Source organism: Streptomyces sp. NRRL B-1140, assembly GCF_001280065.1.
Classification (GTDB): Bacteria; Actinomycetota; Actinomycetes; order Streptomycetales; family Streptomycetaceae; genus Streptomyces.
Genome location: NZ_LGEA01000102.1, coordinates 394069 through 413164, shown reverse-complemented (window position 1 = coordinate 413164; position 19096 = coordinate 394069). Strand labels below are relative to the sequence as shown.

Genomic DNA, 19096 nt, shown 5'->3' with positions numbered 1-19096 from the left:
TGCGGCTCCCGAATGAAGGAGAGGGCCCCGCCTCCCGGCGGGGCCCAGAGCTGACTTACGAACCGACCTTGCGCTTGTTCCACACGTCGAACCCGACCGCCGCCAGCAGTACGAGGCCCTTGATGACCTGCTGCCAGTCGGTGCCGATGCCGACGAGGTTCATACCGTTGTTCAGCACGCCCAGGACCAGGCCACCGATGATCGCGCCGAGGACGGTGCCGACACCGCCGCTCATCGACGCCCCGCCGATGAACGAGGCCGCGATCGCCTCCAGCTCGAAGTTGAGGCCGGCCTTGGGAGAGGCCGCGTTGAAGCGGGCGGCGAAGACCAGACCCGCCAGGGCCGCGAGCATGCCCATGTTCAGGAAGACCAGGAAGGTGACCTTCTTGTCCTTCACACCCGACAGCTTGGCCGCCGGGAGATTGCCGCCGATGGCGTAGATGTGGCGGCCGATGATCGCGTTGCGCATGACGTAGCCGAAGCCGACGAGCAGCACGCCCAGGATGAGCAGCACGATCGGGGCGCCCTTGTAGCTGGCCAGCAGCATGGTCAGCGTCAGCACCGCGGCGCCGATCGCGACCAGCTTCAGCAGGAACAGCTTCGTGGGCGGGACGTCCAGGTCGAACTCCTGCTGCCGCCTGCGGTCCCGGACCTCCTGGAAGATCACGAAGGCGATCATCGCGAAGCCCAGCAGCAGGGTGAGGTTGTGGTAGTTCGTGTTCGGGCCGACCTCGGGCAGGAACCCGTTGGCGACCTTCTGCAGCCCGTCGGGGAACGGGCCGAGGGTCTGGCCCTCCAGGAAGATCTCCGTCAGACCGCGGAAGATCAGCATGCCCGCCAGGGTCACGATGAACGACGGTATGCCGCCGTACGCGATGAAGAACCCTTGCACGGCACCCGCGACCGCGCCCACGGCCAGGCACAGCAGCACGGCGAGGGGCCAGGGCAGGTCGTGTTTGACCATGAACACGGCGGCCATGGACCCGACGAACGCCGTCAGCGAGCCGACCGACAGGTCGATGTGGCCGGCGATGATGACCAGCATCATGCCGATCGCGAGGATCAGGATGTAGCTGTTCTGCAGCACCAGGTTGGAGACGTTGCGCGGCAGCAGCAGGTCGCCGTCGGTCCAGACGGCGAACAGGACCACGATCAGGCCCAGGGCGATCAGCATGCCGTACTGCCGCATGTTGCGGCGCATGCCGTCCATCACCAGCTGCAGCAGGCCGTCGCCCCCGGCCCCGCCGCTCTTGCCCGGCGGCGCGGGGGCCGGGCTCTTGGCGGTCACGTCCGTGCTCATCGGGTTACCTCTTTGTCCTTCGTCATCTGACGCATCAGCGATTCCTGGGAGGCCTCGGCCCGCGAGAACTCACCCGTCAGCCGTCCCGCGGCCATCGTGTAGATGCGGTCGCACATGCCGAGCAGCTCGGGCAGCTCGGAGGAGATGAAGACGACCGCCTTGCCCTGGGCGGCCAGCTGGTCGATGACCGTGTAGATCTCGTACTTGGCGCCGACGTCGATACCGCGGGTCGGCTCGTCCAGGATCAGCACGTCCGGACCCGAGAAGATCCACTTGCTGAGGACGACCTTCTGCTGGTTGCCGCCGGACAGCTTGCCGACCGGCTCGAACACCGTCGGCGCCTTGATGTTCATGGACTTGCGGAAGCCCTCGGCGACCTGCCGCTCCTCGTGCTCGTCGACCACACCGCGCCTTGCGACCTTGCCCAGGGCGCTCAGCGAGATGTTCCGGTTGATGGTGTCGATGAGGTTGAGGCCGTAGTGCTTGCGGTCCTCGGTGACGTAGGCGATGCCGTGCTTGACCGCCTCGGGGACGGTCTTGGTGCGGATCTCCTTGCCGTCCTTGAGGACCGTGCCGTCCGCGTACCGGCCGTAGGTCCGCCCGAAGACGCTCATCGCGAGTTCGGTGCGGCCGGCGCCCATCAGACCCGCGATGCCGACGATCTCCCCACGTCGCACGTGGAGGGACACGTCGTCGCACACCTTGCGCTGCTGGTCGATCGGGTGGTGCACGGTCCAGCCCCGGATCTCCAGAGCCGGGGCCGCGCCCTCCTCGGGCTCGTGCGGCGAACGCTCCGGGAAGCGGTTTTCCAGGTCGCGGCCCACCATGCCGCTGATGATCCGGTCCTCGGTGGTCTCCGCGGCCTTCACGTCGAGGGTCTCGATGGTCTGGCCGTCGCGCAGGATCGTCACCGAGTCGGCGACCTTGCGGATCTCGTTGAGCTTGTGGGAGATGATGATCGAGGTGATGCCCTGGTTCTTCAACTCCAGGATGAGGTCCAGGAGTTTGCCGCTGTCCTCGTCGTTCAGGGCGGCGGTCGGCTCATCCAGGATGAGCAGCTTCACCTTCTTCGACAGGGCCTTGGCGATCTCCACGAGCTGCTGCTTGCCCACGCCGATGTCGGCGACGCGGGTGTCCGGGTGGTCGGACAGGCCGACCCGGCGCAGCAGCTCCGTGGCGTGCCGCAGGGTCTCGGTCCAGCTGATGATCCCCCGGGTGGCGTGCTCGTTGCCGAGGAAGATGTTCTCCGCGAGGGAGAGGTAGGGCACCAGGGCCAGTTCCTGGTGGATGATCACGATGCCGCGTTCTTCGCTGGCCCGGATGTCCTTGAACTGGCAGACCTCTCCCTCGAAGAGGATGTCGCCCTCGTACGTGCCGTGCGGGTGGACGCCGGAGAGGACCTTCATCAAGGTCGACTTGCCGGCGCCGTTCTCCCCGCAGATGGCGTGGACCTCGCCCTGGCGGACGGTCAGTGTGACGTCCGACAGCGCCTTGACGCCGGGAAAGGTCTTGACGATCGAGCGCATTTCCAGGACGGGTCCCGCCATGGTCGTGCCTTCCAATCAGTGGTGGAACGTCGGTCGGTGGCGGGGACTACTTGAGGTCGCTCTCCTTGATGTAGCCGGAGTCGACGACCTCCTTCTGGTAGTTCGACTTGTCGACCGCGACCGGCTCCAGCAGGTAGGCGGGGACGACCTTCGAGCCGTTGTCGTAGGTCTTGGTGTCGTTGACCTCGGGCTTCTTCTTGTTGAGCAGCGCGTCGACCATGTTCGAGGACACCTTGGCAAGCTGACGGGTGTCCTTGTAGACGGTCATCGACTGCTGGCCGGCGATGATCGACTTCACCGAGGCGACCTCGGCGTCCTGCCCCGTGACGACCGGCAGGGGCTTGCTCTTGGAGCCGTAGTCGTCGGACTTCAGCGCCGAGAGGATGCCGATGGAGATGCCGTCGTAGGGGGAGAGGACGGCGTCGACCCGCTGGCTCTTGTAGGCCGAGGTCAGGATGTCGTCCATGCGCTTCTGGGCGGTGCCGCCGTCCCAGCGCAGGGTGGTGACCTGGTTGAGCTTGGTCTGGCCGGAGCGGACGACGAGCTGCTTCTTGTCGATGTAGGGCTGCAGGACGTTCATCGCGCCCTGGAAGAAGTAGCGGGTGTTGTTGTCGTCGTTGGAGCCGGCGAACAGCTCGATGTTGAAGGGGCCCTTCTTGGAGCCGTCCTTCAGGCCGAGCTTCTCGACGATGTAGGTGCCCTGAAGTTCGCCGACCTTCTCGTTGTCGAAGGAGGCGTAGTAGTCGACGTTCTGCGTGCCGAGGATCAGGCGGTCGTAGGAGATGACCGGGATGTTCGCGTCCTTGGCCTGCTGGAGCACGTTGTTCATCGACTTGTTGTCGATCGCGGCGATGATCAGCGCCTTGACGCCCTGCGTGATCAGGTTCTCGACCTGCGAGACCTGCTGGTCGGGGTCGTCCTCGCCGTAGACCAGCTTGGTCTTGTAGCCCTTGGACTCGAGGTCGGCGACGACGTTCTTGCCGTCGGCGATCCAGCGCTCGGAGGACTTGGTCGGCATCGCGATGCCGATGGTGGCGCCCTTGGTGTCGCCCCCGCTTTCCTTGCTGCCGCCCTCGCCGCTCTGGCCGCAGGCGGACAGGGTCAGGGCGAGGGACGCGGCTCCGGCTATGGCGGTGAGAGCGGCTCTGCGGTTACGCATGATCATCATCCTTGATCTGTGGCAGGGCTCGGTCTCAGGCGCGAAGTCGATCCGGGTGGTCGTGCCGGAAAGACCGAGAAGAGATGTGGTGGATTGTGGTCGGCTGTGTCTTCTTTTGTAAGCCGAGTAGCCGGAACGTTATGACGAGGTTTCGAAACGTTGCAGATCGCCCGGCAGTCGGGATCCCAGCGGCGCCATGTCGCCGTCCGCTCCGTGGCGCGCCAGGAGGTCCAGGGCGAGCCGTCCGCGACGCACCCGCTCCTTGGCCGTGGCCAGGGTCAGCTCCCGCATGTGATGCCCGTACGGATAGATCCCGGGGGCCTTGGAGAGGCCGAACTTCAGGTACAACGGGGCCCCGCGTCTGATGAGTTCGGCCACCTCGTACATGCGGACGTAGCCGCCGAGGTCGTCGGGGGCCTCGATGTACATGTCCATCGGTGCGCCCGACACCCGGCGGATCTCGGTGAGGTGATCGAGCGTCAGGTCGCTGGGCACGTTGACCGAGTCGGCGCCGAGGCGCTCGTACACCGCGTAGGCCGCCGGGTTGACCGGTCCGATGAGCGCGGAGACCTTGAGGGTCGTGTCGGCCGGGATGATCCCCGCCGCCCGTGCCCGGTGCAGCGTCCACAGCACGCCCTCGTCGGCGACGAGCAGGCACTTGACGCCCAACTCGGTGGCCCTGACGGCGTCTTCGACGCAACCGGCGACGGCGTCGTGGCCGCGGGCACGCAGTCCGGCCCCCCGCGAGTCGGTGCGCGTGGACCCGCCGATGTCCCAGGTGCCGCGCGGCCCGGTGAACAGGCAGAGCTCGATGTCGCGTTCGCCGGTCGACTCGACCATCTCGGTGATCTCGGCGTCGGTCAGCATCCACACGCCGCTGCCCTGGCTGATCCGGTGGATCGGCACGTCCAGCCGCGAGGCCTCCTTCAGGACCACCGCCAGCGCCTCGGGGCCCTCGCAGGAGGGGATCTCGGTACGCCAGCGGCCGCCGCCCGGGAAGGAGTGTGCGGAAGTGTCGGCGGGGTCGGGGGCGGGCGCGCTCAGACCCAGCGCGGTGAGGGCCGGCTCACCGGGCCTGCGGGCGGCCGTGGCGGAAGCGTCGGTCACAGGAATGTCCTTCGGTTCGATATGTCGGACGAGGTTCGCGGCTCTGGGTACGGCGCGGCTCGGGATGCGGCGGGGCTGGGTGTACGCCGGTACGGGAGCCGTCAGGTTGCTCCCGTACCGGCGTACGTCTAGGGGCGGAGCAGGACCTTGCCCACCTTCGGATCCCCGGCCCCGACCAGCTCGATGGCCTGCGAGAACTCGGTGAGCGGCAGCTCGTGCGTCACCAGCGGCAGCGGATCGAGCAGACCAGCGGCGAACACCCGCACGGTGTGCGCCCAGGCGTCCGGTGGCGCACCGAAGACGCTGTGCACCTCCAGCTGCTTCACGACGAGGTCGGTCGGGTCGAGGCCCTCGGCGCCCGGCGCCGGGATGCCGGTCAGGACCAGCCGCCCGCCGCGCCGCAGCAGCCCGGCGGAGATCCGGGCGGCGTCCGCGGACCCGGCCGTCTCGATCACCACGTCGATGTCGTCGGGGAGTTCCTGGTCCTTGGTCCGGAAGTCCGTCGCGCCGTACTGGCGCGACAGCGCCTCACGGTCCCGGCGGGTGCCGACGACCAGCAGCTCGGCCGGCGAGTTGGCCTTCAGGAACTGCACGGCGAACATGCCGAGGGTGCCGGTGCCGACCACGGCGACGCGCTCGCCGGGCTGGGCGTTGCCCTTCAGCGCGGCGGCCGCGATGCAGGCGGCGGGTTCCAGGAGGGCCGCGGCCGTGAGGTCGCAGTCGTCCGGGAGGGCGTGCAGGAGACGGGCCGGGAGGGTCAGCGTGGCCGCCATCGCGCCCGGCTGGGTGAACCCGGTCTCCTCGTACCCGGCGGTGCACAGGGTCGTGTCGCCCGCGTGGCAGCGGTCGCAGACCTGACAGTTTCGAAAGCCCTCACCGACGACCTTGCGGCCCACGAGGGAGCCCGGGACGCCGGCGCCCACGGCCTCCACTGTCCCGGACCACTCGTGGCCCGGGGTCAGCGGATAACGCACATACCCCTCGGGACGATTGCCCTGGTAGACCTCGCGGTCGCTGCCGCAGATCCCGGCGGCGTGCACCCGCACCAGGGCCTCGCCGGCCTCGGGCCGCCGCGGCTCGTGCGGGACGAGCCGGTGCTCGCCCGGGGCGTCGACGACGACCGCGGTGCTCACTGCGTGCCCTTCGGCTTGCGCTGTTCCCAGCCCTCCGCCCAGAGGTCGAAGCGGGCCTGCTGCTGCGGGAACTCGGCGGCGGCGTCGACGTCCAGCTCCACCCCGAGGCCCGGGGCGTCGGAGACGTGGAAGCAGCCGTCCTCCGGGTTCACCTGCGGGGCGCCCTTGACGACCTTCTTGATCTCCGCGTCGGCGAAGTCGTTGAAGTGCTCAAGGATCTTGAAGTTGGGGGAGGTGAAGCCGACCTGGAGGGACGCGGCGGTCAGCACCGAACCGCCCACGTTGTGCGGAGCGACCAGCATGTAGTGGGTCTCGGCGGTCGCCGCGAGCTTGCGGGTCTCCCAGATGCCGCCGATGTGGCCGACGTCCGGCTGGATGATGTCGACGGCCTGGCTCTCGAACAGCTCGCGGAACTCGATCCGGTCGTGGATGCGCTCACCGGTGGCGACCGGCATGTCGACCTTGGCGGCGACCTTCTCCAGCGCCTTGAGGTTCTCCGGCGGGACCGGCTCCTCCAGCCACGCCGGCTTGAACGGCGCGAGCTCCTTGGCGAGGCGGACCGCGGTCGACGGCGAGAACCGGCCGTGCATCTCCAGCATCAGCTCGGCCTCGGGGCCGATGGCGTCGCGGACGGCCTCGATCAGCGAGACCGCGTACAGGGTCTCCTGGTGGTCCAGCTCGTAGTGGCCGGTGCCGAAGGGGTCGATCTTCAGGGCCCGGTAGCCGCGCTCCATCACGCCCTGGGCGGCCTTGTGGTAGGCCTCCGGCGTGCGCTCGGTGGTGTACCAGCCGTTGGCGTAGGCCTTGACCTTGTCGGTGACCTTGCCGCCCAGCAGCTGCCAGACGGGGACGCCGAGGGCCTTGCCCTTGATGTCCCAGCAGGCCATCTCGATCACGGCGATGCCGGACATGACGATCTCGCCCGCGCGGCCGTAGTCGCCGTACTTCATGCGCTTGACGAGGTCCTCGACGGCGAAGGGGTCGGAGCCGAGGATGTGGTTGTTCTCGGCTTCCCGCAGATAACCCAGAAGGGCGTCGGTGTGTCCCAGCATCCGGGTCTCGCCGACTCCGGTGATCCCCTCGTCGGTGTGCACCTGGACGTAGGTCAGGTTGCGCCACGGCGTCCCGACCACGTGTGTGCTGATTCCGGTGATGCGCACGGCGGTTGTCCCTCGCAGCTTCGTCGGCTCGTTCTGTCAGTTTGTTCCGTCGGCGTCCCGTTCGCGTTCCGGCGCCTCGGTCTGTTCGAGATTTCGTCACACGTTCGAAATGCTGGCGTGACAGTAAGGACGGGGCGGCAAGAGTGTCAATGGGTCGCGCGCATAACGGTTTCGACAGTTTCGAAACCCGGGGCCGACCGTGTCTCTGCAGAACCTTCACAGGTGGATCTAGGAACGTGACCGGCGCGGAACTTAATCTTCCCGCGTCATGGACTACTGCGACCCGTGCCGACGGCACCTCAACGGCGCCCTCGCCTGCCCGGGGTGCGGCACCTCGGCCGACAGACTGCGTGGGAGCGACCCGGCGTACGGCGGGTACGCCGCCGGCGTGCCGGGGCACGACGGTCACGGGCCGGAGGGACCGTCCGGCTCGCACGAGTCGCGCGCCCCCGACGACGGACACGACGACGCGTACGGCGAGCGGCGTGACCACTCGTACGGCGACGGGCCGGACGACACCTACGGCAACCGGCTCGATGCCCCGTACGGCGACGGGCCCGATGCCCCGTACGGCGACGGACCCGACGGTCCGTACGGCGACGAATCCGACGACGCGTACGCCGATGACGACGGCGAGGCCGTCGGGCGCGCGGCGCGGCGGCGCGGACGCGGGCGCGGCCCGGCTCCCGACGGTCCGGGCGGGTCGAGCAGGCGGGACCGCAAGGCCGCGGCGCACCGCCGCCGGCGCCGCCGGACCCTGTTCGTGGCAGCCGGTTTCGTGCTGGCGGCCGGCGGCCTGAGCCTCGCGGAACTCGGCATGGACGCCCCCGGCTCGAAACCGAAACCGGCCGCGGCCGGGGGTGAGTCGGCGGACGGGGACGCCTCACTCGAGGCGGGGGAGCCGGGCGGCGGCACGGAGGGCAAGAGGGCCGGGGCTGACGGCCCCTCAGGCTCCGCTTCCCCGACCGCATCTGACACGCCGTCCGCTTCCGCATCCCCGAAGGACGAGAGCTCGGAGTCCCCGAAGGGCGGCGAACCGTCGAAGGACCCGGAGTCCGCGGCCGGGGGCGCCCCCAGCGGCCCGGCGCCGGCCCCCACGGCCGCCCCGCCCACCTCGGGCCCGGGCCCCGCCCCGACCGCGGATCCGACCACCCGGCCCCCCGAGCCGGAGCCTTCCGCTTCCGAGCCGTGCCAACGGTTCCTCTGGTGGTGCACTTAGGGCCTGTCGTTTGGATCCTGCCGGCGTCGCGGGGCGTGGCACGCACATCTGCCGCGTTGTCGTCGGTTGTCAACGCTCCGCGTTGACGCCCTCCTCCGCCTTGCCCTCGGGAACCGAAGCGGATGTTCCGGGTGCGGGCGGACGGCTCGGCGTGCCAGGTCTCCGGTCACGAGGCTGGTGGGCGGCGCCGGCCGCGCGGGCGGGCGCCCCGCGGCGCGAGGGGCGAAGGGCGCGCTCCCCGACGGGCACGGCCCGGAGGGCGTGCGTCGGACACCTTCGCCACGCCTCGGGTGGTTCGTCGTACCCCGGGCGCCGGGTCCGTCAGCGAGCCTGCCTCGTTCCCTCGCACCCCTGACGGATCGCCGTGCCCGGCGCGGGCCGCGAGACCCGACGGCCGGGGCCCGGTCTCAGGCCAGCATGCGCCGCAGCGTGTCGCGCAGCGCCACCCGCTCCTCCTCGGAGAGCCCCGCCAGGGGCTCCCGGGCGAACCGCAGTGACTCCCGCAGGCTCCGGGCCACCTGCCTCCCCGCCGCCGTCGCCGCCGCCACCTTCACCCGGCGGTCGGCGGGGTTCGGCTGCCGTTCGACCAGGCCCCGCGCCTCCAGCCGGTCCACGATCCCGGTGACGTTCGACGGCTCGCACTTCAGCTGCTGGGCCAGCCTCCGCATCGGCAGCGGCTCGAGGCACAGCAGGCTGAGCAGCCGTGCCTGCGCGCCCGTGAGGGCGTGCTCCGCCGCCGCTGACTCGTAGTCCTCGTGGAACCGCGCCACGACCTCCCCGATCAGCTCGACGACGTCGAGAGTCAGCTGATCCGGGCGGGTGCCCGTCATGTCGGGCGTCGGTGTGGTGGATGCCATGCCGTCGAGGGTACCCGGTTATTTGACAACCTGAAATTTTCAGGAGCATGGTTGTTTCAGGTACTGAAACATCGAGTCAGTGAGGTAAGGCGCATCATGACCGACACCCCCGCCCTCCCCGCCGTCAGCCGCGAGTGGCACCTGGCGAGCCGTCCTGTCGGCTGGCCGAAGCCCGAGGACTTCGCCTTCGTCGAGGTGGACGTACCGCAGCCCGGTGAGGGTGAGGTCCTCGTCCGGAACAAGTACCTCTCCGTGGACCCGTACATGCGTGGCCGCATGAGCGACGCGAAGTCCTACGTCGCCCCCTTCGAGCTGGGCAAGGTCATGCAGGGCGGTGCCGTCGGCGAGGTCGTGGCCTCGAACGCCGAGGGACTGTCCGTCGGGGACCACGTGCTGCACTTCTTCGGCTGGCGTGAGTACGCGGTCGTCGGCGCGAAGAACGCCGTGAAGGTGGACCCGCAGGCCGCGCCGCTGTCGACGTACCTCGGTGTGCTGGGCATGACCGGTCTCACCGCCTACGCGGGCCTGCTGCGCACCGCCGCCTTCAAGGAGGGCGACGCCGTCTTCGTGTCCGGTGCCGCCGGTGCCGTGGGTGGCCAGGTCGGCCAGATCGCCCGGCTGAAGGGTGCCTCGCGGGTCATCGGGTCCGCCGGGTCGGACGAGAAGGTCAAGCTCCTCACGGAGGAGTACGGCTTCGACGCCGCCTTCAACTACAAGGACGGGCCCGTGGCCGAGCAGCTGCGCGCCGCCGCTCCCGACGGGATCGACGTCTACTTCGACAACGTCGGCGGTGACCACCTGGAGGCGGCCATCGGCTCCCTCAACCAGGGCGGCCGGATCGCCGTCTGCGGCATGATCTCCGTCTACAACAACACCGAGCCCGCCCCGGGCCCGAAGAACCTCGCCCGTCTGATCGCCACGCGCGGCCGTATCGAGGGCTTCCTGGTCGGGGACCACTACGACCTGCAGCCGCAGTTCGTGCAGGAAGTCGCGCCCTGGGTCGCCTCCGGTGAGCTCAAGTACCGCGAGACCGTCGTCGAGGGCATCGAGAACAACCTGGAGGCATTCCTGGGCGTTCTGCGCGGCGACAACACCGGGAAGATGATCGTCAAGCTCTGACGCCTTCCCCCAGGATTCCGGCATGCGGTAGTTTGTTTCCGAATCCGTTCCGGCCCGGGCGCGAGCCGCGGCGGACGACCTGAGGAACACAACCGCATGCCGATCCAGCAGTCCGACGTCCTGTACACCGCCGTCGCCACCGCCGAGAACGGGCGCGACGGCCGGGTCGCCACCGACGACGGCAGGCTCGACGTCGTCGTCAACCCGCCCGAGGAGATGGGCGGGAGCGGCGCCGGTACCAACCCGGAGCAGCTCTTCGCCGCCGGGTACAGCGCCTGCTTCCAGGGGGCTCTCGGTGTCGTCGCCCGTCAGGAGGGGGCCGACCTCACCGGATCGACCGTGACCGCGAAGGTCGGCCTCGGCAGGAACGGGGACGGCTTCGGGATCATCGTCGAGATCTCGGCCGACATCCCGAAGGCGGACCGGGGGACCGCCCGGTCACTGATCGAGAAGGCCCACCAGGTCTGCCCGTACTCGAAGGCCACCCGCGGGAACATCACCGTGACGCTGGTCTGACCACGCTCGTTGCGTACGCGGAGGCCGCACCCTTGGACGTGGGGTGCGGCCTCCGTCCGAGCCCGGGCCCAGGGCCCCTCAGAGGGCGAGCGCCGCCGTGTGGACCGCCCGCGCCAGCCGGCCGTTCTCCGGTGCCGCCCCGCCGGGGAAGGCGAACCGGCGGCGCGTGTAGCCGTAGGCGAGGCCGCTCCACGGGTCGGCGAAGGCCTGGGAGCCGCCCGCGCCGCTGTGCCCGATCGTCCCGGCACCGAGGAACGGGTGCCACGTGTCAGCCGTCATCTGGAAGCCCAGCCCGAACGACTTGTGGGTCCGGGCCACCAGGTCGTAGCCGGCCGAGTGGAACTGACCGAACTCCGCCACGGTGTCCGGCTTCAGCAGCGCCGGCTGTTCGCCCACCCCGCTGATCGCCGCCGCGTACATCCCCGCCAGGCCCCGCGCGGACGCGACCCCGCCCACCGACGCCGGGCCCTTCGCCCGGATCAGCGGCATGTTCGGAAGGGAGACGAGGTCGGTCGGCTCGGCCGCGTTGCCGTTGAACGCGATCGAGGCCAGCGCATGCGGACCCGTGGGCGTGGCGTCGAGCACGGCCTGCTGCTCGGGGGTCGGGTCCATCGGCTGGGTGGTGCGGAAGCGCTGTTCCTCGGGGGCGGGCAGGCCCAGGTGGAGATCCAGCCCGTACGGGATCCTGATCCGCTCGCGGTAGATCTCCTGGAGGGCGCGGCCGGTCGCCCGGCGCACGACCTCCCCGGCCAGGGCGCCGGCGACCAGCGCGTGATAGCCGAAAGCCGTGCCGGGTCGCCAGAACGGCCGCTGGTCGGCGAGGCGTTCGGCGAGCTGGCGGTCGTCGGCCAGCTCCGCGAGCGTGAAGCCGGTGTCCGTACCGACCACGCCCGCCCGGTGCGCCAGCAGGTCCCGCAGCGTCAGGGCGCCCTTGCCCTCGGCCGCGAACTCCGGCCAGTAGTACGTCACCTTGCGGTCCAGTTCGAGCGTGCCGTCCTGCACGAGCAGGGCCACGACCAGGTAGGCGGCGCCCTTGGTGGACGAGAACACACCGTAGAGGGCGTCGGCGTCGGTCCCCGCCCACAGGTCGACGACCTTCCGGCCGCGGACGTAGGCGCACAGCTGCCCCTCGTAGTCGGCCCGCTCCCCGGCGACGAACGCGGTGAACTCCTCGCGCACCGCCTCGAAGCCGTCCGCCACGCTGCCGTGGATCTCCCGCGTCATCCGCTCTCCTTGACTGAAGCGCTGTGTGCCACTGTGAACAATGCCCTTGCCACCTGCGGGAATTCTCCCTCGGGGTGGTACCGGAAAAGTGCTTCGGTGCCGAACAGGACCGTGTGGTCCCCGCTGACGACCGAGCCTGCCCGGCGGCCGCGGCGGGACCGCCGGAGCCGTCGCGCCGCGGCCGCCAGTGCCCCGGTACCAGTGGGTTGCCGGTCGCGTACGACTGCTCGACGAAGACCGGCGTCTTGTGATCGCGGGTGATCTCGCGGGACTTCGCCGCGGTGGCGGGCGCGTTCCCGATCAGGCGTGAGCCCCCGCTTCAGGGACGTGTCACCGGGGTTCTCCGGCTCGGGGGAGAGGACCGGGCTGCGGGGGCAGGAGCGGGGGGCGGCGGCGGTGGGGGCGTCCGCGGTCGACGCGCGTCGCGCCGCGCTCGCGGGAGCCTGTGCCGCGCGGTCGTCCACGGCGGAGCCCTCGCGGGTGACGGGTAACGCGTCGGCGCCGGAGGGGCCGGGGGTGAACCGGAGCGGACCCGCCGTGGCGAGGGCCAGGGCGGCGATCAGCGCAGGTCTGGCAGGAACGCTTCTCTCGGCGCGCACGCGTACCTCCTCCCGGGGCTTCCTGAGATCGGTACGGCGAGGTGTACCGGTTCGACTCAACGCCAACAAGAGCGTGTTGGTGTCACCCGTGACCCGGATGGCTCCCACCGGCGCGTCCGGCCCGACCTGGGCGACCCGTGACAGCGGTGTGACCGGAGCGCGTCAAGAGCGCGACACGGGCCCGGATAGGGTTTTCCCATGCGCGATCTGGGAGCGGGTTTCCGGTACCTCCTGAAGGGCCAGCGATGGGTGGCCCGGCACGGCAGGCAGTACGGCTTCGGGCTGCTCCCGGGGCTGATCACCCTCGTTCTCTACGCGGCGGCGCTCGTCGCGCTGGCCCTGTGGGGCGAGGACCTCGTGGGCTGGGCGACGCCGTTCGCGGACGACTGGGCCGGCCCGTGGCTCGGACTCTTCCGCGGCTTCCTGACCGCCGTGCTGTTCGCCCTCGGCCTGCTCCTGTCCGTCGTGACCTTCACCGCGGTGACCCTGCTGATCGGGCAGCCCTTCTACGAGAACCTCTCCGAGAAGGTCGACCGGGACGTGTCCCCGGACGGGCACGCCCCCGAGTCGGGGCTGCCGTTCTGGCGGGAACTGTGGATCTCCGCCCGGGACAGCCTCCGGATCGTGATGCGGGCAGCCCTGTGGGGCGTGCTGCTGTTCGCGTGCGGCTTCATCCCCGTGGCCGGGCAGACGGTCGTCCCGGTGATCGGCTTCTTCGTCACCGGGTTCTTCCTCACCGAGGAACTGACCGCCGTCGCCCTCCAGCGCCGCCGTGTCGAACTGCGCACCCGCCTCACCCTGCTGCGCTCCCGAAAGACCCTGGTCTGGGGCTTCGGCACACCGCTCGCCGTGGCGTTCCTGGTGCCGTTCGTCGCGGTGTTCCTGATGCCGGGCGCGGTGGCCGGCGCCACCCTCATGGCACGCGACCTGCTGGGCGAGGACATCCGTGAGGGCGGCGACGACGGCGAGGAGGGCGACGGGGCCGCTAAGACGCTTCCGCGGCCACCTTCAGGATGGTCCTCACCTGGGCGATGATGTCCAGCCGGTTGCGCACGAACTCCGGATCGGTGATCTCGGTGGTGTTCCCGGCGCTGAACTGCAGCACCGGCGTGTGCACATGCCCGCCCGGCAGCGTGTCGTGCAGCCCGAGCCGGTCGCGCAGCAGGGTGGCCCGGTAGGCGATCTCGTTGGAGAGGTAGTCCCCGCCGCCGCCCGCGCGAGCGGTGGAGCCGGGGGTGGGCCCGTCGGGGCGTACGACGGGCTGGGAGCCGCCGGCCGGGATCTCGGTGACGCTCGTGTTGTCGTACACCGGGAAGCGGCCGGTGCTCGCGGCGACGATCGCCGCGTGGGGCAGCGTGGTCGTCGTCCACTGCGGCTGCGAGGCCGGGTCGGCGACCGGCACGGTCCCGGTGCGGCCGATGGTGTCGTTGTCCGCGAAGCCGCCCCGCCAGGCCCCGTTGGTCCGCTCGATGTCGAACCGGCCGACCCGGCCCTGGCTCACCGTCGTGAACAGGTCGACCTCCGGCAGGTGCGGCCGCAGGGCCCGCTCCACCGTGCCCTCGGTGAAGTCCTGCCAGCGCACCGGGAACACGGCCGTCTCGATCCGGGCCGGACCGTCCGCCGTCTCGATCACCGTGCCGTCGAGGGCCAGCGCGGTGGCGCCGGACGGGTTGGAGATCCGGATGTCCCGGTCGAGCGTGAACGGGTCGAAACCGGTGAGCAGGATCCGCTTCAGACCCTCGCCGTGCGGATACCGGATGGCACTCTGGCCCCGCGAGGTGCGCTCCAGTTCGTCCAGCAGCCCGGCCCGCTGCCCGTCCGTCAGGCCGAACGCGGGCTCCCAGGTGCGTACTTCACGCGTCATGCCGAGCCGCGCCCAGTACAGCGGCCGGTCGTCGTCCCGGCTGAGGGCCCCGCCGGCCGGACCGCGCCCCTGCGCCCGGTCGACGGCGTGCTGCCACAGCCGCGAGCCCTCGCGCGTCACCGCCCGCCGGGCCTGCCCATAGGAGCGGGCCGAGTCGAGGGCCCGGGCCAGCCGCAGGGCCAGGGCGTCGAATCCGGAGCGGCGCAGGATCTCCTGAGGGGCGGCCCGGTCCAGCCGCTGCTCCTCGACGGTGGGCGAGGGGGCCGCCGGGGCGGCGCTCGCGGCCGTCGGGGTGGCGAAGCCGGTCAGCAGGGCGAGACCGAGCAGGCCGAGGCGAACGCGTGGGGATATCAAGGGTGTTCAGGCCTTCCGTCGCGGTGGGGGGTCGGTGCCGGACGGCCGCAGTATCGCGTGACGCGTGGGGCCCACGCCATGGGTGGGGATCGGTGGGGGGCCTCGCCGTCGCCTCCCGCACGGCGTCCGGTGGGGCCGAGGCGTCCCCGCTCGTCCGCCCCGAGGTTCTCGTCGGGGCGGAGACCGGTGGCCGCCGTACCGACCCGCCAGCCGGTCGAGCGTGCGGCCTGGCAGCCCCGGTGACCGACCGGTTCCGGCTGCCGGGCCACATCCCTGTCGCTTGCGCGTGGATACGCCCGCTACGGGGTCACCCCTGATCCTCCGACGAGGGGTAGATCCGCCACAGCTGGGAGAGGTTCGGTCCGCCCCACATGCGGGTGAGGCCCACCAGCCGGTCGTTGCCCTGAAGATGGTCGGCGATGGCCAGGGCGTAACGCGGATGCACGACCGAGACCATGTAGAAGTCGTTGCCGCGCTCCGCGTGCGAGACCAGCCGCCAGTGCTGGTTGAGGCTGTCCGTGCGTTCCCGCAGGGTCACCACGTCAGGCGGGTTGGCCCCCGCGGTGAGGCAACGGTGGTTGGCGTACGACTCGATGCGCACGGTGCCGTCGCTGTTCTGCCGCAGGAACCACCGGTGCGAGGTGTTGTCCTTGGCGAACGGGTCCTGTGCCCAGGTCTGGGTGTGGTTGCCGACACCGTCGTGCCAGTCGTTGCACATGAAGTAGGTGCCGGTGACGTGGTGGGTCATCGTCACCGATCCCCCGGCGAGCAGTACAAGGTCGGTCACGTCAGTGCTCCTCAGCCTCGAAGTCCTACAGGAGAGGGCGCCCCTGGAACTCAGCGTAACCACCCGGCTGTTGTTTCCGAGCATGGCAAACCGGTCGTTTCCCGAGGTGAGGGGCTGTCCGGGAGTGATCGAACGGGCAGACGGCGCGACTCGAACCCCCTGACAGAGCGTCACCCACACGCCGCACACGCGGCGCAGCGTGGTGGCAGCGCATCGAGGCGTCCGAACGGATGAGGACGACCGCCCCGCGGCCTGCCCGAGCGGCAAGAACGGGAAACCGACAGCCGTCCTCACGAGGCGGCTGTCTCAGAACCTAGCGGCCGTACCGCGCTTGTGAAGGGTTCGTACGAGATGCAGGCCGCACGCCCGATCACGGGCCGCGGGATCACGGCGACGATTAACGTCTGATCCGGGACAAGTTCCCCGCCGAGCGGCCCCGGTCCGGGACCTGACCTCCGGACCGGGGCTCTTGGCCTGTCATGGGCCCCCTCAGCGGGTGCCGAACCCGTACACCGTCTCCGAGCGGAACATCTCGCCCGGCCGCAGCACGGTCGTCGGGAACCGTGGCCGGTTCGGCGAGTCGGGGAAGTGCTGGGTCTCCAGCGCGATGCCTTCACAGGGCGCGAAGGGCTCGCCCAGGTGGTCGGCCGTGTACAGCTGGAGGCCAGGCTCGGTGGTCGCCACCGTCAGCACCCGCCCGGACGCCGGGTCGTGCAGCTCGGCGACCTCCACCGGGCCGTCCGTCACGCCCTTGTCGAGCACGAAGTTGTGGTCGTAGCCGGAGCCGGTCTTGCGGGCCTCACGGAAGTCGAACCGCGTCCCGGTCACGTCCTCGGGGCCGCCCGTGGGGATCAGATCCGCGTCGACCGGCGTGTACCGCGAGGCGGCCAGCCGCAGCTCGTGGCCGCCCGCGTCGCCGGAACCGGCGAGATTGAAATAGCTGTGGTTCGTCAGGTTCACCACGGTCGGCGCGTCCGTCACGGCCTCGTACGCGATCCGCAGCGCGCCGCTCTCGTCGAGCGTGTACGTCGCCCAGACCTCCAGCCGTCCCGGGAAGCCCTCCTCGCCGTGCGGGCTGATCCGCGTCAGCCGCACCCCGTGCTCGACCGGCTCCGCCTCCCACACCCGCTTGTCGAAGCCGCGCGCTCCACCGTGCAGCGAGTTCGGCCCGTTGTTCGGTTCCAGTGCGTACGTCCGGCCGTCCAGGGTGAACCGGCCGCCGGCGATCCGGTTGGCGTACCTGCCGACCAGGGCGCCGAGGTACGGCTCCGGATGGGCGAGATAACCGTCGAGATCCGGGAACCCCAGCACCACGTCCCCGGTCCGGCCCTCCCGGTCCGGCACCTCCACGGACTGCACGATCCCGCCGTACGACAGGACCCGCACCCGTACGCCGGCCCGCTCCAGGGTCCAGCGGTGCACCGGGGGCCCGTCGGAAAGCGTTCCGAAGAGTTCGTTCATGTGCGGAACTCTAAGTCAGGGTCCGGGTCAGGGCTTCTTCGCGGTGACGGTGCGGTACGCGATCTCCGCCAACCGGGCCTGTCCGTTCACACTGGGGTGGAAGTAGTCCCAGCGGCTCAACTGAGCCGTGCCGAAGCGGTAGTCGTACACCGCGCCCCCGTCGTAGCGGCACCGCTTGTCCTCGGCGCAGACCTCCTTCAGGACCTTGTTGTAGTCCTCCACCCGCTTCTGCACCGTGTTCCGCCGCAGGGTCGCCGCCGCGTCCAGGGCGTCCGCGTCGCCCAGCATCGACGGGCAGATGCCCAGCTTCCACACCTGCTTGCCCATCGGGCTGGCACGGCCCTCGGACCACAGCCGCTTCAGGTTCGGCACGCTCGCCACGAACACCTGCGCCTTGGGCAGGGCCTTGCGCAGGGAGCGCAGCGAGTCCTCGAAGTCGGCACGGAAGGCGGAGACCGGAGTCATCGCCGAGGGCGTGGACCGGCAGGCGTCGTTCGCCCCCACCATCACCGTGACGAGCTGCGGTTCGCGCCGCACCGCCTGTGCGATCTGTCCGGGCAGATCGGCCATCCGCGCCCCGGTCACGGCGTAGTTCCAGCTCCGCCGGGCGGCCCCGGCCCTGCCCAGCAGCCGCACCGCGAGCGAGTCGACCTCGGGACTGGCGCCGGTCGCCCAGGACGCCTCCGGACAGTCCGACAGCACGTCACACGCGTCGAAGCCACGCGTGATGGAGTCCCCTACGGCGGCGACGGAACCCGGGCTGCGGTCCCACAGGGGCGTGGGCTTCGGCGACGGCTCGGCGGACGCGGACGGGGCGGCGGAATCACCCCCCACGGCATCACACCCGGCGACACCCAGCACGGCTGCCGCGACCACGGCCAGAATGCCCCGTGTCCGACGGCTCCGCTTCCGCATCCCTGTTCCATCCCCTCGCCACGCCGTGCCTGTCTCTCCCACCCATACCAACGCACGAGGGTTCCCCGACCGATCAGGTGCAACGGCTCACACCCGTACAAGCGTCCCCATGGGTGAATGGCAGGCGTTTCCCGGCACCTGGACCGACCGTACGTCACACTCCTTGCGCCCTCGCACGGTAGCCTCGCCATCAACGTGACCCGCCCGGTCACAGCCGTTCCGCCCGTTTGCACCATGTCCCGCTCTGCCCGGAGGTTCCGGTGACGACACGTGGAGTTCTGTACGTGCACTCCGCGCCGCGCGCGCTGTGCCCGCACGTCGAGTGGGCCATCGCCGGGGTGCTCGGCACACGCGTCAGCCTGGACTGGATCCGCCAGCCGGCCGCCCCCGGCACCTGGCGCTCGGAGTTCTCCTGGCAAGGCCAGGCGGGTACGGCGTCCAAGATGGCCTCGGCGCTCCGCGGCTGGCACCTCCTGCGCTTCGAGGTCACCGCGGAGCCCTGCCCCACCGCCGAGGGCGAGCGCTACAGCTGCACCCCCGACCTGGGCATCTACCACGCCGTCACCGGCATCCACGGCGACATCCTCATCCCCGAGGACCGCCTGCGCGCGGCACTGCACCGCAGCCGGCTGGGTGAGACCGACCTGGAAGCCGAGATCGGCAAACTCCTGGGCAAGCCCTGGGACGACGAACTGGAACCGTTCAGATACGCGGGTGAAGGCGCCCCGGTCCGCTGGCTCCACCAGGTGGTGTGAGTTCTTAGGGGCGCGGGGAA

The 19096-nt window shown here is 70.4% G+C and carries 17 protein-coding genes and 1 pseudogene; 5 read left to right on the top strand and 13 right to left on the bottom strand.

Translation table 11 applies throughout. The features are described 5' to 3' along the window. Positions 1–55 precede the first annotated feature (55 nt). From mmsB to ADK65_RS22665, 6 genes are all read right to left on the bottom strand, one after another. Positions 56–1300, bottom strand: a complete 1245-nt coding sequence (gene mmsB, locus ADK65_RS22690) for a multiple monosaccharide ABC transporter permease (RefSeq protein ID WP_053672179.1) — start codon at positions 1298–1300, stop codon at positions 56–58. Further along, positions 1297–2847 (bottom strand): multiple monosaccharide ABC transporter ATP-binding protein, encoded by a 1551-nt coding sequence (gene mmsA / locus ADK65_RS22685; protein ID WP_053672178.1) that lies wholly within the window; start codon positions 2845–2847, stop codon positions 1297–1299. Before mmsA ends, mmsB begins: the two co-directional genes overlap by 4 nt. 46 nt (positions 2848–2893) lie before the next feature. Beyond that, positions 2894–4006 carry a multiple monosaccharide ABC transporter substrate-binding protein gene (chvE, locus tag ADK65_RS22680; protein WP_352100583.1) on the bottom strand — a complete coding sequence of 371 codons (1113 nt, stop codon included), beginning with the start codon at positions 4004–4006 and terminating at the stop codon, positions 2894–2896. Positions 4007–4144: 138 nt separating this feature from the next. Continuing rightward, positions 4145–5113 (bottom strand): hypothetical protein, encoded by a 969-nt coding sequence (locus ADK65_RS22675; protein WP_053672176.1) that lies wholly within the window; start codon positions 5111–5113, stop codon positions 4145–4147. A 128-nt stretch (positions 5114–5241) separates the two neighbouring features. Continuing rightward, entirely contained in the window at positions 5242–6246 is a 1005-nt protein-coding gene (locus tag ADK65_RS22670; protein WP_053672175.1) for a zinc-dependent alcohol dehydrogenase, read from the bottom strand. Then, the gene (locus ADK65_RS22665; RefSeq protein ID WP_053672174.1) at positions 6243–7406 is read right to left on the bottom strand and encodes a mandelate racemase/muconate lactonizing enzyme family protein; all 1164 of its coding nucleotides are present in this window, start codon (positions 7404–7406) and stop codon (positions 6243–6245) included. Before ADK65_RS22665 ends, ADK65_RS22670 begins: the two co-directional genes overlap by 4 nt. Positions 7407–7674: 268 nt before the next feature. Between ADK65_RS22665 and ADK65_RS22660 the strand changes: the two genes are divergently transcribed. Further along, positions 7675–8625: an SCO2400 family protein gene (locus tag ADK65_RS22660; protein ID WP_053672173.1), complete on the top strand. Its 951-nt coding sequence runs from the start codon at positions 7675–7677 to the stop codon at positions 8623–8625. 407 nt (positions 8626–9032) lie between these two features. Here the strand turns inward: ADK65_RS22660 and ADK65_RS22655 are convergent, their stop codons facing one another. After that, positions 9033–9482: a MarR family winged helix-turn-helix transcriptional regulator gene (locus ADK65_RS22655; RefSeq protein WP_053672172.1), complete on the bottom strand. Its 450-nt coding sequence runs from the start codon at positions 9480–9482 to the stop codon at positions 9033–9035. Between the two features lie 96 nt (positions 9483–9578). Between ADK65_RS22655 and ADK65_RS22650 the strand changes: the two genes are divergently transcribed. Continuing rightward, positions 9579–10601, top strand: coding sequence for an NADP-dependent oxidoreductase (locus ADK65_RS22650; protein WP_053672171.1), 1023 nt, complete (start codon positions 9579–9581; stop codon positions 10599–10601). A gap of 96 nt (positions 10602–10697) precedes the next feature. Continuing rightward, positions 10698–11117: an organic hydroperoxide resistance protein gene (locus ADK65_RS22645; protein ID WP_053672170.1), complete on the top strand. Its 420-nt coding sequence runs from the start codon at positions 10698–10700 to the stop codon at positions 11115–11117. A gap of 78 nt (positions 11118–11195) precedes the next feature. On the opposite strand, the gene ADK65_RS22640 is transcribed toward ADK65_RS22645, so the two are convergent. After that, positions 11196–12341 carry a serine hydrolase domain-containing protein gene (locus ADK65_RS22640; protein ID WP_053672169.1) on the bottom strand — a complete coding sequence of 382 codons (1146 nt, stop codon included), beginning with the start codon at positions 12339–12341 and terminating at the stop codon, positions 11196–11198. Further along, positions 12338–12579, bottom strand: a pseudogene (locus ADK65_RS39965) (hypothetical protein); the annotation flags it as partial. The gene ADK65_RS22640 and the pseudogene ADK65_RS39965, both read right to left, overlap by 4 nt. A gap of 559 nt (positions 12580–13138) precedes the next feature. Here ADK65_RS39965 and ADK65_RS22635 point away from each other — a divergent pair. Next, on the top strand, positions 13139–13975 hold the full coding sequence (locus ADK65_RS22635; protein WP_053672168.1) for an EI24 domain-containing protein: 837 nt from the start codon (positions 13139–13141) through the stop codon (positions 13973–13975). On the opposite strand, the gene ADK65_RS22630 is transcribed toward ADK65_RS22635, so the two are convergent. From ADK65_RS22630 to ADK65_RS22615, 4 genes are all read right to left on the bottom strand, one after another. After that, positions 13926–15158, bottom strand: coding sequence for a pyroglutamyl peptidase (locus ADK65_RS22630; RefSeq protein WP_053672167.1), 1233 nt, complete (start codon positions 15156–15158; stop codon positions 13926–13928). The genes ADK65_RS22635 and ADK65_RS22630 overlap by 50 nt on opposite strands. Positions 15159–15465: 307 nt before the next feature. Beyond that, positions 15466–15945 carry an RICIN domain-containing protein gene (locus tag ADK65_RS22625; RefSeq protein WP_053672166.1) on the bottom strand — a complete coding sequence of 160 codons (480 nt, stop codon included), beginning with the start codon at positions 15943–15945 and terminating at the stop codon, positions 15466–15468. Positions 15946–16434: 489 nt separating this feature from the next. After that, complete coding sequence (locus tag ADK65_RS22620; RefSeq protein WP_053672165.1) at positions 16435–17406, bottom strand: aldose epimerase family protein; 972 nt, start codon at positions 17404–17406, stop codon at positions 16435–16437. A gap of 27 nt (positions 17407–17433) precedes the next feature. After that, positions 17434–18321, bottom strand: coding sequence for an SGNH/GDSL hydrolase family protein (locus tag ADK65_RS22615; RefSeq protein WP_053672164.1), 888 nt, complete (start codon positions 18319–18321; stop codon positions 17434–17436). Between the two features lie 260 nt (positions 18322–18581). Here ADK65_RS22615 and ADK65_RS22610 point away from each other — a divergent pair, with 260 nt between their 5' ends. After that, entirely contained in the window at positions 18582–19076 is a 495-nt protein-coding gene (locus ADK65_RS22610) for a DUF3145 domain-containing protein (RefSeq protein WP_053672163.1), read from the top strand. Positions 19077–19096 lie beyond the last annotated feature (20 nt).

Coding starts and splice junctions, on each gene's coding strand:
- ADK65_RS22635 (WP_053672168.1), top strand. CDS start 13,139: ATGCGCGATCTGGGAGCGGGTTTCCGGTACCTCCTGAAGGGCCAGCGA.
- mmsA (WP_053672178.1), bottom strand. CDS start 2,847: ATGGCGGGACCCGTCCTGGAAATGCGCTCGATCGTCAAGACCTTTCCC.
- ADK65_RS22645 (WP_053672170.1), top strand. CDS start 10,698: ATGCCGATCCAGCAGTCCGACGTCCTGTACACCGCCGTCGCCACCGCC.
- ADK65_RS22615 (WP_053672164.1), bottom strand. CDS start 18,321: ATGCGGAAGCGGAGCCGTCGGACACGGGGCATTCTGGCCGTGGTCGCG.
- ADK65_RS22660 (WP_053672173.1), top strand. CDS start 7,675: ATGGACTACTGCGACCCGTGCCGACGGCACCTCAACGGCGCCCTCGCC.
- ADK65_RS22655 (WP_053672172.1), bottom strand. CDS start 9,482: ATGGCATCCACCACACCGACGCCCGACATGACGGGCACCCGCCCGGAT.
- mmsB (WP_053672179.1), bottom strand. CDS start 1,300: ATGAGCACGGACGTGACCGCCAAGAGCCCGGCCCCCGCGCCGCCGGGC.
- chvE (WP_352100583.1), bottom strand. CDS start 4,006: ATGCGTAACCGCAGAGCCGCTCTCACCGCCATAGCCGGAGCCGCGTCC.
- ADK65_RS22650 (WP_053672171.1), top strand. CDS start 9,579: ATGACCGACACCCCCGCCCTCCCCGCCGTCAGCCGCGAGTGGCACCTG.
- ADK65_RS22640 (WP_053672169.1), bottom strand. CDS start 12,341: ATGACGCGGGAGATCCACGGCAGCGTGGCGGACGGCTTCGAGGCGGTG.
- ADK65_RS22620 (WP_053672165.1), bottom strand. CDS start 17,406: ATGAACGAACTCTTCGGAACGCTTTCCGACGGGCCCCCGGTGCACCGC.